Source organism: Mesorhizobium sp. M1227 (assembly GCF_040318315.1).
Taxonomy (GTDB): domain Bacteria; phylum Pseudomonadota; class Alphaproteobacteria; order Rhizobiales; family Rhizobiaceae; genus Mesorhizobium.
Genome location: NZ_JAMYLZ010000019.1, coordinates 18961 through 34039, shown reverse-complemented (window position 1 = coordinate 34039; position 15079 = coordinate 18961). Strand labels below are relative to the sequence as shown.

The 15079-nt window shown below is 62.7% G+C and carries 19 protein-coding genes; 9 read left to right on the top strand and 10 right to left on the bottom strand.

The features are described from left to right. The first annotated feature begins 6 nt into the window (after positions 1-6). Positions 7-195, top strand: coding sequence for a hypothetical protein (locus tag NKH28_RS20990; protein ID WP_352473982.1), 189 nt, complete (start codon positions 7-9; stop codon positions 193-195). Between the two features lie 59 nt (positions 196-254). On the opposite strand, the gene NKH28_RS20985 is transcribed toward NKH28_RS20990, so the two are convergent. Beyond that, on the bottom strand, positions 255-440 hold the full coding sequence (locus tag NKH28_RS20985; RefSeq protein ID WP_352491244.1) for a hypothetical protein: 186 nt from the start codon (positions 438-440) through the stop codon (positions 255-257). 305 nt (positions 441-745) lie between these two features. On the opposite strand from NKH28_RS20985, the gene NKH28_RS20980 reads away from it, so the two are divergent. The 3 genes from NKH28_RS20980 to NKH28_RS20970 all read left to right on the top strand — a co-directional run bounded on the left by NKH28_RS20980 (position 746) and on the right by NKH28_RS20970 (position 3471). Continuing rightward, on the top strand, positions 746-1105 hold the full coding sequence (locus NKH28_RS20980) for a septal ring lytic transglycosylase RlpA family protein (protein ID WP_352473985.1): 360 nt from the start codon (positions 746-748) through the stop codon (positions 1103-1105). 255 nt (positions 1106-1360) lie between these two features. Beyond that, positions 1361-2638, top strand: coding sequence for a polyhydroxyalkanoate depolymerase (locus NKH28_RS20975; RefSeq protein WP_352980329.1), 1278 nt, complete (start codon positions 1361-1363; stop codon positions 2636-2638). 215 nt (positions 2639-2853) lie between these two features. Then, positions 2854-3471: a transglutaminase-like cysteine peptidase gene (locus NKH28_RS20970; RefSeq protein ID WP_352453647.1), complete on the top strand. Its 618-nt coding sequence runs from the start codon at positions 2854-2856 to the stop codon at positions 3469-3471. A gap of 9 nt (positions 3472-3480) precedes the next feature. On the opposite strand, the gene NKH28_RS20965 is transcribed toward NKH28_RS20970, so the two are convergent. From NKH28_RS20965 to NKH28_RS20950, 4 genes are read right to left on the bottom strand one after another with little or no spacing between them, the layout of a single operon-like run. After that, positions 3481-3849 carry a helix-turn-helix domain-containing protein gene (locus NKH28_RS20965; RefSeq protein ID WP_352473989.1) on the bottom strand — a complete coding sequence of 123 codons (369 nt, stop codon included), beginning with the start codon at positions 3847-3849 and terminating at the stop codon, positions 3481-3483. Positions 3850-3902: 53 nt separating this feature from the next. Next, positions 3903-4439 carry a Smr/MutS family protein gene (locus tag NKH28_RS20960; protein WP_352473990.1) on the bottom strand — a complete coding sequence of 179 codons (537 nt, stop codon included), beginning with the start codon at positions 4437-4439 and terminating at the stop codon, positions 3903-3905. Then, entirely contained in the window at positions 4436-5542 is a 1107-nt protein-coding gene (gene mltA / locus NKH28_RS20955; RefSeq protein ID WP_352980328.1) for a murein transglycosylase A, read from the bottom strand. Before mltA ends, NKH28_RS20960 begins: the two co-directional genes overlap by 4 nt. 23 nt (positions 5543-5565) lie before the next feature. After that, positions 5566-6273: a Tim44/TimA family putative adaptor protein gene (locus NKH28_RS20950; protein WP_352980327.1), complete on the bottom strand. Its 708-nt coding sequence runs from the start codon at positions 6271-6273 to the stop codon at positions 5566-5568. A 199-nt stretch (positions 6274-6472) separates the two neighbouring features. Here NKH28_RS20950 and NKH28_RS20945 point away from each other — a divergent pair, with 199 nt between their 5' ends. Both NKH28_RS20945 and secB read left to right on the top strand, forming a co-directional pair. Next, on the top strand, positions 6473-6964 hold the full coding sequence (locus NKH28_RS20945) for an FxsA family protein (RefSeq protein ID WP_352491248.1): 492 nt from the start codon (positions 6473-6475) through the stop codon (positions 6962-6964). A 113-nt stretch (positions 6965-7077) separates the two neighbouring features. Continuing rightward, positions 7078-7581, top strand: a complete 504-nt coding sequence (secB, locus tag NKH28_RS20940) for a protein-export chaperone SecB (protein WP_352453643.1) — start codon at positions 7078-7080, stop codon at positions 7579-7581. Positions 7582-7835: 254 nt separating this feature from the next. Here the strand turns inward: secB and dnaQ are convergent, their stop codons facing one another. The 5 genes from dnaQ to NKH28_RS20915 form a co-directional block, all read right to left on the bottom strand. Next, complete coding sequence (dnaQ, locus tag NKH28_RS20935; protein ID WP_352473994.1) at positions 7836-8558, bottom strand: DNA polymerase III subunit epsilon; 723 nt, start codon at positions 8556-8558, stop codon at positions 7836-7838. An 86-nt stretch (positions 8559-8644) separates the two neighbouring features. Beyond that, positions 8645-9247 (bottom strand): dephospho-CoA kinase, encoded by a 603-nt coding sequence (coaE, locus tag NKH28_RS20930; protein WP_352473995.1) that lies wholly within the window; start codon positions 9245-9247, stop codon positions 8645-8647. Beyond that, positions 9244-10086, bottom strand: coding sequence for a shikimate dehydrogenase (locus tag NKH28_RS20925; RefSeq protein WP_352491250.1), 843 nt, complete (start codon positions 10084-10086; stop codon positions 9244-9246). The genes coaE and NKH28_RS20925 overlap by 4 nt, the downstream gene beginning before the upstream one ends. After that, positions 10079-10678, bottom strand: coding sequence for a Maf-like protein (locus tag NKH28_RS20920; protein ID WP_352980326.1), 600 nt, complete (start codon positions 10676-10678; stop codon positions 10079-10081). The genes NKH28_RS20925 and NKH28_RS20920 overlap by 8 nt, the downstream gene beginning before the upstream one ends. 164 nt (positions 10679-10842) lie before the next feature. After that, positions 10843-11661 (bottom strand): pyruvate, water dikinase regulatory protein, encoded by an 819-nt coding sequence (locus NKH28_RS20915; protein ID WP_254817949.1) that lies wholly within the window; start codon positions 11659-11661, stop codon positions 10843-10845. A 400-nt stretch (positions 11662-12061) separates the two neighbouring features. On the opposite strand from NKH28_RS20915, the gene hemE reads away from it, so the two are divergent. The 3 genes from hemE (at position 12062) to rho (ending at position 15070) form a co-directional block, all read left to right on the top strand. Further along, positions 12062-13090, top strand: coding sequence for a uroporphyrinogen decarboxylase (hemE, locus tag NKH28_RS20910; RefSeq protein WP_352980325.1), 1029 nt, complete (start codon positions 12062-12064; stop codon positions 13088-13090). Positions 13091-13092: 2 nt separating this feature from the next. Continuing rightward, complete coding sequence (gene hemJ / locus NKH28_RS20905; protein ID WP_502893764.1) at positions 13093-13638, top strand: protoporphyrinogen oxidase HemJ; 546 nt, start codon at positions 13093-13095, stop codon at positions 13636-13638. A 166-nt stretch (positions 13639-13804) separates the two neighbouring features. After that, a complete protein-coding gene (rho, locus tag NKH28_RS20900; protein ID WP_023675925.1) occupies positions 13805-15070 on the top strand; it encodes a transcription termination factor Rho in 1266 nt (421 codons plus the stop codon). Positions 15071-15079: the final 9 nt, after the last annotated feature.

The following is a 15079-nucleotide window of genomic DNA, read 5'->3' as shown; positions in this document are numbered from 1 at the left end:
GTGACGATGCCCCATTCCACCGCTGTACTGTTTGCGCATTTCGGCCATTGGCTCCGCCTGATCAAGGCCGGAGACAAACAGCCGCCTGAAGACGAACGCAAAACGCCGACACCGGTGCATCTGGACGCCGAGCGCAACCGCCTGCCGCCGCGCGACGAAAGTTTCTACTGGGGCTGGCAGTACTGGTCGCGGTGAGCGGCCGCCACGGGTCCGCTGTGTGCTGCTCCGGCGGGCGCCTGAGGATCGACGCCTGTTCAACCACGCGAGCGGTTTGCCCAGGCCAGGCCGACCAAGCCGACCAGCACGGTCACGATGCCGGCATAGAGCCATTGCGACTGGCCGGTCATGAAGCTGCCCTGGACCCAACCGATGCCTTGCAATGACCACAGCACGCCGATGGCGAGCACAATCAAGGCCAGCAGATTTTTGATCAATCTCATCGCTAGAACTCCTCTCCAAGTCGATCATCAGCCGCATTCCGGCCGAAATGGAACAGCTAAAAGAAGCAACCCAATCACGCCAACTTCTACTTAGATGCTAACCTCTGATCCTGCGCAAGACATGCGGAGATCGGTGGAAAGATCATCAAGGAAGCTGTGCCGCGCTGCGGGAAATCTCTGACAAATTGTTTCGCATCGACTCCAAACGTGTAACATTGCCATGGAACCGACAGATCATTGCCGCATTTGCTGCCTCATTCGTCCCTAACCGCTGCGGGTCTGTCAACGGAGCCAGTCCCCAACACATGAACAAAAGCAACCAGACCGCGCTTGTCGCGGCCACGATCGCGGCTGGCCTGATGGTCGGCGCATCCACTGCCAGCGCCGCCGCTCAGTGCGGCCGTGCGTCCTGGTACTCACTGCATTCCAGAACCGCTTCCGGCGAACGCATGAACCCGTCGGCGCTGACCGCCGCGCATCGCAGCCTGCCGTTCGGCACCAAGCTGAAGGTGACCAATCGCAACAATGGCCGCAGTGTCGTCGTGCGCATCAACGACCGCGGCCCGTTCATCAAGGGGCGGATGCTCGATCTGTCGAAGGGCGCCGCCAGTCAGCTTGGCTTCATCAGCTCGGGCCATACGGCCGTCTGCATGGCACGGGTCTAACGGCCGCCACGGCCGGACACCGCCTCCGACGCTCGTCCCCAATAGCCGTGCTGCCTGCCTGGCCTTCGCAGGTGCACATTGAGCCGGCTGTTGCCGTTCCAGGCGGATTCTCAACGCCTTGGACGAAAGAACGAGCCTAAATCACGCAAGTTGACGTATTGCATCGCAGCAGATTGTTGCTAACTTCCCCGCAAGGCATTCAAGGCTCGGCGCTGCTCGTCGGCCCTTCGATCGCAGTCGGCAGCGGGGTTCTCGATGTTCTACCAGCTCTACGAACTGAACCACGCCGCCTTGCAGCCGGCGCGCCTCTATGCCGATGCGGTGCGCCTGTTCTACTCCAATCCGCTCAACCCGGTCTCACACACGTCCTGGGGTCGCTCGGTTGCGGCAACGGCCGAACTGTTCGAGCGCACGACGCGCCGCTACGGCAAGCCGCAATTCGGCCTGACCAAGACCGTGGTCGACTGGAAAACCGTCGAGGTCAGCGAACATACCGTCTGGTCGCGGCCGTTCTGCAACCTGGTCCGTTTCGAGCGGGCGGTTCCTGCTGGGCGCCGACCGGATCCGAAACTGTTGATCGTCGCGCCGATGTCTGGCCACTACGCGACGCTGCTGCGCGGCACGGTTGAGGCGATGCTGCCCTATGCCGACGTGCATATCACCGACTGGGTCGACGCCCGCATGGTGCCGCTGGCCGACGGCAGCTTCGATCTTGACGACTATATCGACTACATCGTCGACATGCTGCATGCGCTGGGTCCCGACACCCATGTGATGGCGGTGTGCCAGCCTTCGGTGCCGGTGCTGGCGGCGGCGGCACTGATGGAAGCCAAGGGTGATCCGTTCGTGCCCTCGACGATGACGCTGATGGGCGGGCCGATCGACACGCGCCGCAATCCGACGGCGGTCAATCTGCTGGCGCAGGAAAAGGGCATCGACTGGTTCCGCGACAACGTCATCATGCGCGCGCCCTGGCCGGTGCCGGGCTTCGGCCGCGAGGTCTATCCCGGCTTCCTGCAGCTTTCGGGGTTCATGAGCATGAACCTCGACCGCCACATCATCGCCCACAAGGACTTCTTCATGCACCTGGTGAAGCATGACGGTGACAATGCCGAGAAGCACCGCGACTTCTACGACGAATATCTGGCGGTGATGGATCTGACGGCGGAATTCTACCTGCAGACCGTCGACACCGTGTTTGTCCGCCAGGCCTTGCCCAAGGGCAAAATGACGCATCGCGGCGTGGCGGTCGACCCTTCGGCGATCCGCAATGTCGCCCTGTTCACGGTCGAGGGCGAGAACGACGACATCTCCGGCCTTGGCCAGACCAAGGCGGCGCACGACCTGTGCATCAACATCCCGGCCGACAGGCACGCCCATTACATGCAGCCGGCGGTCGGCCATTATGGTGTGTTCAACGGCTCGCGCTTCCGCTCCGAAATCGTGCCGCGCATCGTTGATTTCATTACCAGCTATGGCCGTCAGAACCGCGTTGCGGTGAAGCCGAAACTGGTCCGGACCGGCAAGAAATAGGCGACCAGCGATGATGCCGCGCCCGCGACCTCGCATCAGGTCGGCCAACGCTAAAATTGCCGGTTGGAATCGGTGTAGTCCATCCGAGCTGTTGCACAATAGTCGCGTTGGCGCCACGCGGGTAACCATGCCGCAAAATCAATCCATCCTCATAATTGACACGGACTGTAAATACCCCTTAACGTTTCGTTAACAACAAGGGACAAGCGGGGACAATGATTTCCTCACCAATGGCGAGAACGCTGCGCCTGTGCGCGCTGGCTGGACTTACTGTGGCGGCAGGTTGGGCCGGTTCGGCCTCGGCAGCCAGCCCAATGATAACAGGTGGCCCGACCTCGCAGCCGATCGGCCATTATGATTTCTGCAAGAGCTACGCGTCCGAATGCTCGATCCGCCCGAAGGATCTGTCGCCCGCCAGCCTGACAGGCTCGCTGTGGCGCAAGCTGCTCAGCGTCACGGCCAAGGTCAACGCCGCCGTCAAGCCGGAGAGCGACTTCGACATCTACGGCAAGGATGAGGTCTGGGCCTATCCCGACAAGGGCGTTGGCGATTGCGAGGACTATGTCCTGGAAAAGCGCCGTGAGCTGAACCGGCTGGGCGTCTCGTTTGCCGATCTGCTGATGACTGTCGTGCGCAAGCCCGACGGTGAGGGCCACGCCGTGCTGACGGTGCGCACCGACAAGGGCGACTACATCCTCGACAATCTGACCGACCAGGTCCGTTCCTGGGACCAGACCGGCTATCGTTTCCTCAAGCGGCAGGCGATCGACAATACCGGCCGCTGGGTCTCGATCCGCGGCGGCCAGCAGGTGCTGGTCGGCTCTGTCCAGTAACAAGGCAGCTCATTTCGGTCGTGCCAGTGCGGCGCGGAGCGACGCAATGATGCGGCGAAGCTCGGCTTCGTCAAGCTTTTCGATGTTGTCGGCCAGAAGGTTGGCAAGCTCGGTCGCCGCCGGGCTAAGGCCCGACGTGTCGAGCTTGACACGCGGATGCGAGGTTTCGGCCAGCCGCGCCAGTTCCTCGGCGTCGTCCCAGATGATGTTGAAATAGCCGATGATCTTCTGGATCAGCGTCCAGCTCGGCGCACCGCGGCGGCCGTGTTCCAGCGCCGAGAGATAGGCTGCGCTGACGCCGATCGCCTTGGCCATGTCCTTCTGGCTGACGCCGCGCTCGTTTCGCAGCACGCGAAGCTTTTCGCCGAATGGGGTCACAAGCGCACCTTCATGGGTGCATCCTCATAGGTGCGTCCCTCATCGGCGTGTCCTCATGAGCGCGCCCGCCGCAAGCGGATATAGAGCGCACCCGAGCCGCCATGTTTGCGGGCGGCATGGTCGTGGCTGGAGACGAGGGGCCGGAAGGCGGGTGTCGACAGCCATGACGGCACGGCGCGCCGCAAGACGCCATCGCCGCCCGACGAAGAGCCCTTGCCGGTGATCACGAGGACGTAGCGGATGCCGCCGGCATGCGCCCGGTGCAGAAAGGAAAACAGCAGCGAATAGGCTTCGTCCTGCGTCAGGCCATGCAGGTCGACGCGGCCCTCGATCGGCAGCCGGCCCTTCGACAGCTTGTCCAGCGTCGGTTCATCGAGTGCGTGGGAGACATGCTGCGCCTTCGGCTTTGCGGCCGTGGCAGCATTGCCCGCGACCTGTGCCGGCGGCGGCGCCTGCCTGGTCTCGTCGATCTCCGGCCCGACGTGCGGAATTTCGACGGCGGTTCTGCCCTTCAGCGGTTTTGCCGTGTGCGCCACCAGGTTCCACAGCACCCGGTCGTCCTCGCTCAGCCTATCGATGCGCCGGGTCATCGGCCTGCTCCTGAAACCAGCGGCCGGGGGACCAGCGCATAAAAATCTGCGGCGTTGCGGATAACGCCGGCGATCTCGCCGGCAGCATCGCCCGACCCGGCAAACAGATCGCCGCGGGCCGGCCCGGTGATCGCCGAGCCGGTGTCCTGCGCGATCATCAGCCGCCGGAACGGTTTTCCGTCGAAAGCGGTCAGCGACGGCGCATCGATATGGAAGGGCGTGCCGAACGTGTGCAGCAGCCGGTCGACGGCGATCGAGCGGCCGGGTGTCAGCGCCACCTTGGCGGCAGCGATCGGGCCGAGCTCTGGGTCGTCGACGCCCATCTCGCGGAAGAAAATGTAGGAGCGGTTGCGCCAAAGGATCTCGTCGACGCGTTCCGGATGCGCCTTGAACCAGGCACGGATCGACTGCATCGTCACTTTCTCCCGCGGGATCTCGCCTTCCTCGCTCAAGATCTTGCCCGGTCCGGTAAAGCGCTGGCCGGATTTGGCGGCATAGGTGATGCGGCGAAGCCTGCCGTCGGTCATCTTGAGGCGTGCCGCGCCCTGCACGTGAATGAAGAAGGCGTCGACCTTGTCGGCGAGCCAGGCGATTTCCAGCCTTTTTCCGGCAAGCGCGCCGCGTTCGATCTCGCCGCGGTCGAAATATTCGACCGGGCCGTTCGGCGCCGCACGAGCAAAGGCGAGATAAGGATCCAAGGCTGAAGGACGATTGCCGTCGTCGATGTCGACTAGGTCGGCCGGGCGCGCCAGCAACGGCACCGAAAACCGTTGCGTGCGTACCGGCGAGGCTTCGACCTCCGGCTCATAAAAGCCGGTGACCAGGCCGGGACCACCATCTTCGGCATCGATACGGGCCGGAACGAAATGGCGCTCGAAAAAGCTTCGAGCCTGCGACCGATTCGCCGGCGAAACGGTGCGCGCTTCGGCATAGGCGTCGACAAAGCCATTGTAGTCGACGCCGAGCGCGCCGGAGCGGTAGGGTTTGCTCAGGAAATGAAAGGCCGAGCGGCGAAAGGCGTCAAAGGCAGCAAGATGGTCGTCCTCACCCCAGCCCGGCAATTCGCCAAAGGATTTTTCGCTGAAGGCTCGAGAAAGCGACACGACAGCCTCCGCCGCCGTCCAGTTCAGTCTTCTTCTTCGGTGGCGACGAGCTTCCAGTTCGGATCGCGCGAGCGCGCGTCACGAGCGAAGGTCCAGACATCCTTGACCTCGGCGACGGTTTCGGGATCGCCGTCGATGACGGCGCCGGCCTTGTCGCGGGTCGCCGAAATCAGTTCGCTGACAATGCGCAGCGTGATGTGGGCCTCGCTGCCCTTCATCTCGGCCGAAACGATGTCGGCCTTGTCGATGCCGACGAAGGAGGACTGGATCTTTTCGGCTTTCGCCTCACGGTCGCCGATGGCCGCGACGAAGCCGTCATAGACCTCGCGCGACAAAAGGTTCTTCAGCGTTTTGCGGTCGCCATCGGCGTAGGCCATGACGATCATCTCGTAGGACATCTTGGGGCGATCGACGAAGGTCTTCGGGTCGAAGGTCGGATCATTGTCCTTGATCGCCCGCAGGCCCCGGTTGAGATCGGTGTCCGGCTTGGCAAAGGCATCGATCGCCACATAGGCATCGGCCGCCGGCTCTCCCGCCAGGCGCTTGCGCGGCAGCGAGACCACGTTCTCGGGTTTCTGGGCGGCATCCTTGTCGTTTTTGCGCGCTGCCGTATATGGATCGAAGGGTGGGCGCTCGTTGCCCGTGCGTCGGCCAAGCACGTTGCGCAGCTGGAAGAAGATCACCACCGCCGCAATCAGAAAGAAAATCGTGCCGAAGTCGAAGAAGCCCATATCTTGCGCCAATCAATCCCTGCTTTGGCCGGACCAGCGGCCAAGCAAGGGCCGCGATCACATAGCGTTCAGTATCCAAAGCATATAGAACGCATGGCGCAATCATTCAAATCAAAGGCAGCCATACCTATCTAACAGCTCTGGTGCCAGCGGCGATTGCTCGCCGGCCGGCAAAACATCGAAAACGATCGGTCAAGATTTGCGTATCTCGCTGCTTCCCCTGTTCATTCTCGCGCTTCCACTGCTGGAGATAGCCGGTTTCGTTATTGTCGGCCGCCAGGTCGGCGCGCTGGCGACAGTCGGCTTGGTGATGGCCTCGAGTGTCGCCGGCGCCCTGCTGCTGCGGCACCAGGGTTTTGGCGTCATGGCCAGGGTCCGTGCCGAAATGGATGCCGGGCGTGATCCGAGCGGCCAGCTTGCGCATGGCGCCATGATCGTGCTGGCAGCGATCCTTTTGATCATCCCCGGCTTCATCTCGGATATTTTCGGCCTTCTGCTGTTCCTGCCGCCGGTGCGCGATCTTGCCTGGCGGATGCTGAAAGGCCGCATCGTGCTGGCAACCGATTTCAGCAGTGGTTTGCGGGCAAGGCAACGCGGCAAGACCATCGATCTCGACGACGGCGACTATTCGCGGGCCGACGACCATACGCGCGGACCGGGTTCTCCCTGGCGCCGCCTCAAGGACGAGTAGCTGCAAGGCAACCGGCGTCTTTTGCAAACTTGTCTTGTCGGGCCGGCCATGATAGCGAACGCCCGAATTTCAATCCGGTCAGCAACGCTGCCCAGGCAAAAGGACCACAGCTTATGGCCAGCAACGACGACGCGCCGACCGGCGCAGCCAACGGTAATGGAAATGCGGCGCAGCCTTCGCTCAACGTGCTTGCGCAATATGTGAAGGACCTGTCCTTCGAAAGCCCCGGCGCACCGAACTCGTTGCGCGGCCGCGACAAGGCTCCGGGCATCGCCATCAATGTCAACGTCAACGCCAACCCGCTTTCGGACAAGCAGTTCGACGTCAATTTGACGCTGAACGCAAAAGCGTCGTTCGACCAGGAAGTGCTGTTCAACGTCGAGCTGGTCTATGGCGGCGTCTTCTCCATCAGCGGCTTCCCGCAGGAGCACATGCTGCCGATCCTGTTCATCGAATGCCCGCGGCTGCTGTTCCCGTTCGCCCGGCAGATCATCGCCGAGGCAACACGCAACGGCGGCTTCCCGCCGCTGATGCTAGACCCGATCGATTTCGCGCAGATGTTCCAGCAGAAGCTGGCCGAGGACCAGGCTGCCGCCGCCAAGGTCAAGGTGAGCTGAGGCTGGTTGGCTCGCAGCGTTTGAAAAACCCGGCGCGAAGCCGGGTTTTTTGTTTGAGACGCCGGCGGGGCAGTACCCCCCTCTGGCCTGCCGGCCATCTCCCCCTCAAGGGGGGAGATCGGACTTCACGTCAGCCTTCGCCAATCCTTCATCGCCGCAGGAATGAGCGAGACGCTGGGTCTGCCAATCTCCCCCCTTGAGGGGGAGATGTCCGGCAGGACAGAGGGGGGCGCGAAGGATCACTCCGGTCAAAATCACTGTGCCGCGGAACTCGCTTCCGGGGGGACGCGCAGCCACAGCGCTTTTTCGCCGAGGCTGCCAACCATGCCTGCGTGTGCTGCGCGCTCGGCATCGGTCAGGCGCGACGGCAAGGCGATCGGCCGCACACCGATCGAAATATCGATGTCGTCGACATTCTGCCTGCCGCCCGCCGGAGTCAGGATGCTGTCGAGGATAAGGCTTGCCTGCTTGCCGCCGATGAGCTCGATATAGACCTCGGCCAGCAATTCCGAATCGAGCAGCGCGCCGTGCTTGGTGCGGCGGCCGTTGTCGATGCCGTAGCGGCGGCAGAGCGCGTCGAGCGAATTGGGGCCCATCGGATGCTTGCGGCGCGCCAGCGCCAGCGTGTCGACGATCCGTCCCGGATCGATGGCCGGATGGCCAAGCCGGCCGAATTCGAGATTGAGGAAGCCGATGTCGAAGCCGGCATTGTGCGCGACCAGTTTGGCGCCGTCGATGAAGGCCAGAAACTCCTCGGCGATCTCCATGAAAGTCGGCTTGCCCTGAAGATCGGCGGCACTGATGCCGTGCACGGCCTGCGCCTCGTGATGGATCTGGCGGCCTTGCGGGTTGATATATTTGTGGAAGGTTCGGCCGGTCGGGAAACGGTTGACCAATTCGACGCCGCCAAGCTCGATGACCCGGTCCTCGCGCGTGTCGAGGCCGGTGGTTTCCGTATCGAAGATGATCTCACGCATCGAATCAGTCCACTGGTTCCGGCATCATTCTAGCCGAATCACACCAGGAACAAAATGGCAACAAGTAATGCGGGTCTGCAAGCCTCTTAACCAGGCCTGGCTGCCTTATCCACGACTAGTTCGGCGATGATGGCCTTGACGGCCGCGCGAGTGGCGTCAAAGCCCTGACCGGTGTCGATGACAAAGTCGGCGCGCCGGCGCTTTTCGGTGTCGGGAACCTGCCTGGCCAGGATCGACGCCAGTTTCTCCTCGTTCATGCCCGGCCGCGCCAGCACGCGGGCGCGCTGGACTTCGGGCGGCGCGGTGACGACCACGACCTTGTCGACGCGGTTGCGGCCGCCGGTCTCGAACAGCAGCGGTATATCGAGCACGGCAAGCGGCGCGCCGGCGGCACGATGTTCAGCCAGGAAGGCATCGGCGTCGGCACGGACCAGCGGATGGATGATCGCTTCCAGCCGTTTCAGCGCGGCGGCGTCGCCGAGCACCCGCTCCGCCAGTGCCGCGCGGTCGACCGCACCGGATCGGGTGGTGCCGGGAAAGGCCGCCTCGACCAAGGGCGCGGCCTTGCCGGCATAAAGGCGATGCACAGCCTCGTCGGAATCATGGACCGGCACGCCGGCCTCGGCGAACATCTTGGCCGCGGTCGATTTGCCCATGCCGATCGATCCGGTGAGGCCGAGCACGATCATTTTATCGCGCCGATATCGGCAATAATTATTTGCCGCAGTTCGGCGGTGACTTCTGGCCTGATGCCGAACCACCGCTCGAAGCCGGGCACCGCCTGGTGCAGCAGCATGCCGAGCCCATCGACGGTTCTCAGGCCGCGCGCTTTGGCGGTAGCAAGCAGCGGCGTCTCCAGCGGCACGTAGACGATGTCCGTGACGATGGCGCGGTCCGGCAGTCTGCCTGGATCCGCGGACAGGCCTTCATTGCCATGCATGCCGAGCGCCGTCGTGTTGACCAGCAGGCCGGCATCTTCGAGCAATTCGCCGGTCGCCGCGAGGTTGTGGGCGGAAACGCCGGCACCGAAGCCGTCGCGCAGCTCCTGCGCCCTCGCAAGCGTCCGGTTGACGATGCGGATGTCGCTGACGCCGCGCTGCTTCAGCGCATGGATGACCGCGCGAGCGGCGCCGCCGGCACCGAGCACCACGGCGGGGCCGTTAGCCGCCCAGCCCGGTGCATATTCGTCCAGATTGGCGGCAAAGCCATGGGCATCGGTGTTGCCGCCGCACAATTCGCCATTCTCGAACCACAGCGTATTGACCGCACCTATCTGTTCGGCGTCGGCGTCGCGGCGCGCCGCCAGTGCGAAGGCGGCTTCCTTGTGCGGGATGGTGACGTTGCCGCCGCGATAGCCTTGTGCCTGCAGCGTCTGCAGGAATTCGGCAAACGCCTCCGGTGCAACGTCGATTGCCTCGTAGACGCCGTCGATGCCGTATTTCGCCAGCCAGTGGCCGTGGATCTTCGGAGACCTGGAATGCGCGATCGGGTGGCCGGTGACGAAGGCTTTTTTCGGGGCCTCAGCCATCGATCGCCCCGAACTCACGCAGCTTGGCCAGCACCGGCAAAAGTGGCAAGCCGACAATAGTAAAATAGTCGCCTTCGATTTTTTCGAACAGCTGGATGCCTTCGCCTTCGATCTGGTAAGCGCCGACGCTGGACAACGCTTTGGCGCCGACGCGCGCCAGATGGCGGCCGATGAAGGCCGGATCGAGCTTGCGCATGGTCAGGCTGGCGACGCCGACATGCCGCCACAGAACCTGGCCGTCACGGCCGAGCACGACGGCGCTGTTGAGATGATGCGTCTTGCCCGACAGCGCCAGCAGATGACGGCGCGCCCCTTCCATGTCGGCCGGCTTGTGGAACAGCTCGTCGCCGAGCGACAGCGTCTGGTCGCAGCCGAGCACCAGGGCGCCGGGCTTGCGCTCACTGACGTCGGTGGCCTTGGCTTCGGCGAGCACCAGGGCGACGTCCTCCGGCGACACGCCAGTATTCTGCAGCGGCGCCTCGAGCGCGCGCTCATCGACAGAGGCCGGAACCGCTTCGACAGTGACGCCGGCATTGACGAGCAGCGCCTTGCGGAACGGGCTGCCCGAGGCAAGGATGATTTTTTCAGCCATTTTTTTACCCGGTTCCTGACACTAGGGTGTGTCGAGATTCAGGTCAGGCCGAGCCGAAAACGGCGGCTTCCGAGAACCGGAGCGGAGCGTACTTTTCGTACGTGAGCACCGGAAGCGCAGGAAACCGCCGTTTGCAGGCCGGCATCACCTGAATATCACACGCCCTACCGCGTCTTGCCGCGCAGGGCAACGATGGCCGCCGCCGTCTCCTCGATCGAACGGCGGCTGACGTCGATCATCGGCCAGCCGTGCCGCGTGCATATCTGGCGGGCATAGGCGAGCTCTTCGGCGATCGCGGCACGGTCGACATAGTCGGTCGGTTCGTAGGCGCTGGTGCCGAGAATGCGGTTCTGCCGGACCTGCGAGATCCGTTCGGCGGTGGCGACCAGGCCGACGATCAGCGGCCTGGTGGCATTGACCAGGCTTTCGGGCACCGGAACGCCGAGCACGATCGGGATGTTGGCGGTCTTGATGCCGCGATTGGCGAGATAGATGCTGGTCGGCGTCTTCGAGGTGCGGGAGATGCCGACGAGCACGATGTCGGCATCATCCATATTGGCCGGCAGCTGGCCATCGTCATGCTCCATGGTGAAGTTGAGCGCGTCGATGCGGCGGAAATATTCGGCGTCCAGCACATGCTGGGCACCGACGCGGCGGCCGGCCGGCGTGCCGAGATAGGACTGGAACACCGTCAGCACCGGTTCCAGCACCGAGACGCAAGGCAGGCCCATGGCCGCGCAGCGTTCGTCGATGCCGCGGGCAAGCTTCTGGTCGACCACCGTATAGAGGATGATGCCCGGCTCCTCCTCGATATCCTCGAACACCTTCGTCACCTGCTTTTCGGTGCGGATGAGCGGGTAGATATGTTCGATGGCGCGCGCGTCCTTGTATTGCGCGGAAGCCGCGCGGCCGGCGGCCAGCAGCGTTTCGCCGGTGGCGTCGGAAATCAGGTGAAGGTGAAAGAAGCTCTGCGGTTTGTTCACAGGATACATTCCAGGCTGTGGGCCGATGTGGATAAGCCGGGCGGGAAACCGGCCACCGCAAAGCGACTGTATCAGATGGCGGTTTGTCCACAATTCGATGTGCTGTCGGCTTCTCCGGGCGGTTGGGGACAAGTCCGGGGACGGAGCTTTTTGCCTTCGCTTCATCCACAGGGGCAATTTCCCTGGCCTGGCGGCAACGCATTGACTCCAGTCGTAAATTCCCGACTTTCCACAAAGTCCTGCAATCCCGTTGGAGAAGCGCGCGACAATATGCTGGCTGGTCTTTTCGAGGGCAAAGCGGGACAGGAGACAACCACCACAACCAACAGACTCTTAGAATCATAAGATTCCTAAAAATAGAATATTTAATTATAGGGAAGCCTGGAAAGGCGAGCGCTCAATGCCTCAAGACCGGATCGTGCTGGACGTGTTGAGAGGCAAGGCGGCGTTTCCGCCACCGCTCTGGATGATGCGCCAGGCCGGCCGCTATCTGCCGGAATACCGGGAGACGAGGAGACGGGCCGGATCCTTCCTCGATCTTTGCTACGACCCGGATCTCGCCGTCGAAGTGACGCTGCAGCCGATCGAACGCTTCGGCTTCGATGCATCGATCCTGTTTTCCGATATTCTTGTCGTGCCGCATGCGCTCGGCCGCGACGTGCGCTTCGAGGAAGGACGCGGCCCGCTGCTGACGCCGATCACGGCTGCGGAAATTGCGGCTCTCGACGGCGAAACGTTTCACGTGAATCTCGAGCCGGTCTACGAGACGGTGCGGCGGTTGCGCGCCAGACTGCCTGATGAAACGACGCTGATCGGCTTCTGCGGTGCGCCCTGGACGGTGGCGACCTACATGATTGCCGGCCACGGTACGCCCGACCAGGCGCCGGCCAGGCTGTTCGGCTATCGCGAGCCGGCGGCCTTTCTTAGGCTGCTGAAGGTGCTCGCCGATCATTCGGCTGCCTATCTGATCCGCCAGATCGAGGCCGGCGCCGACGTGGTGCAGATCTTCGATTCGTGGTCAGGCGTGCTCGACGAAGCGTCTTTCGAATTGTTCTGCGTCGAGCCGGTGGCCTCGATCGTCCGGCAAGTGAAGGCTGCCCATCCCAATGTTCCGGTCATCGGCTTTCCCAAGGGCGCGGGAGATCACTATCGAAGCTATCGCCAGAAGACCGGCGTGACCGGGCTGGGCCTCGACTGGACCGTGCCGTTGTCGAGCGCGAAGGAATTGCAGCGTGACGGCGCCGTGCAGGGCAATCTCGATCCGCTGCGGCTTGTAGCCGGCGGCAAAGCGCTTGCCGACGGCGTGGGGGCGATCCTGAAGGCGCTGGGCGACGGACCACTGATCTTCAACCTCGGCCACGGCATCACGCCGGAGACGCCGCTGGCGCATGTCGAGCAGATGGTGAAACTGGTGCGGAGCGCATCGTGACGATGATGGGCGCAGACAATGCGAACGGCACCAACACCGGTAAGGGCGCGATGCGCCGCGCGGCAATCGCGATCGTCATTTTCCTGGTGCTGGCCGGGCTGCTGTTGCTGTTCGGGCCCGATGATTTCTATCCCTGGGCGAAGGCGATCCATGTGATTGCCGTCATCTCCTGGATGGCTGGCATGCTCTATCTGCCGCGCTTGCTGGTCTATCATGCCGATGCCGAAAAAGGCTCCGTCCAGTCGGAGACTTTCAAGGTGATGGAGCGCCGCCTGCTGCGCGGCATCATCAATCCGGCAATGGTGATCACCTGGGCATTCGGCCTGTGGCTCGCCTGGAAAGGCTTTGGTTTTCAAGGCGGCTGGCTGCATGCCAAGATCGCTGCGGTGGTGGGCCTGTCGGCCGTGCATGGCTATCTCGCCGGCGCCGTCCGCAAATTTGCCGAAGACCGCAATGAAAAATCGGCAAGGCACTGGCGGATCGTCAATGAGATCCCTACATTGCTGATGATCGTCATCGTCGTCCTGGTAATCGTGAAACCGTTCTGACGTCTTCGGTTGCCCGCAAAAGGCGGCTTGCTCTTTCAACCGACCGACGATAAAAGACGGGTCTTCCTTCCCGTCATGCGCCGCCCATTTGTCGCTTCGGCCGCGCCCGGCATTTGTCGCATCCCGCCGATATTTTTCCCAAAGCTTACTCAGAGTCCGTCTAATGATGCAAGAAATGAAGCTCACAGAGTTCAAGAACAAGAAACCGCCAGAGCTGATCGCTTATGCGGAATCGCTCGAAGTCGAGAATGCCAGCGTCATGCGCAAGCAGGAGCTGATGTTCGCGATCCTGAAGAGGCTGGCGACCCAGGATATCGAGATCATCGGCGACGGCGTCGTCGAAGTGCTGCAGGACGGCTTTGGCTTCCTGCGCTCCGCCAATGCCAACTATCTGCCGGGTCCCGACGACATCTATATTTCACCGTCGCAGATCCGGCGGTTCTCGCTGAAGACCGGCGATACGGTCGAAGGGCCGATCCGCAGCCCGAAAGAGGGCGAGCGCTATTTCGCGCTGCTCAAGGTCAACACGATCAATTTCGACGACCCGGAAAAAATCCGCCACAAGATCCATTTCGACAATCTGACGCCGCTTTATCCGACCTCGCGGCTGAAGATGGAGATGGAGGTTCCGACCTCGAAGGACATTTCGGCGCGCGTCATCGACCTGGTGGCGCCGCTCGGCAAGGGCCAGCGCGCCCTGATCGTGGCGCAGCCGCGCACCGGCAAGACGGTGCTGCTGCAGAACATCGCCCATTCGATCACCACCAACCATCCGGAATGCTATTTGATCGTGCTTCTGATCGACGAGCGGCCGGAGGAAGTCACCGACATGCAGCGCTCGGTGAAGGGCGAGGTGGTGTCCTCGACCTTCGACGAGCCGGCGGTGCGCCACGTCCAGGTTGCCGAAATGGTCATCGAGAAGGCCAAGCGCCTGGTCGAGCACGGCCGTGACGTCGTCATCCTGCTGGATTCGATCACCCGCCTCGGCCGCGCCTACAACACCGTCGTGCCGTCATCCGGCAAGGTGCTGACCGGTGGTGTCGACGCCAACGCGCTGCAGCGGCCGAAGCGCTTCTTCGGTGCTGCCCGCAACATCGAGGAAGGCGGCTCGCTGACCATCATCGCCACGGCGTTGATCGATACCGGCAGCCGCATGGACGAGGTCATCTTCGAAGAGTTCAAGGGCACCGGCAATTCGGAAATCGTGCTCGACCGCAAGGTGGCGGACAAGCGCATCTATCCGGCCATGGACATCCTCAAATCCGGCACCCGCAAGGAGGACCTGCTGGTTCCGCGCCAGGACCTGCAGAAGATCTTCGTGCTGCGCCGCATCCTGGCGCCGATGGGAACGACCGACGCCATCGAGTTCCTTATCGACAAGCTCAAGCAGACCAAGACCAACGCGGATTTCTTCGATTCGATGAATACGTAAAGGGGGCAA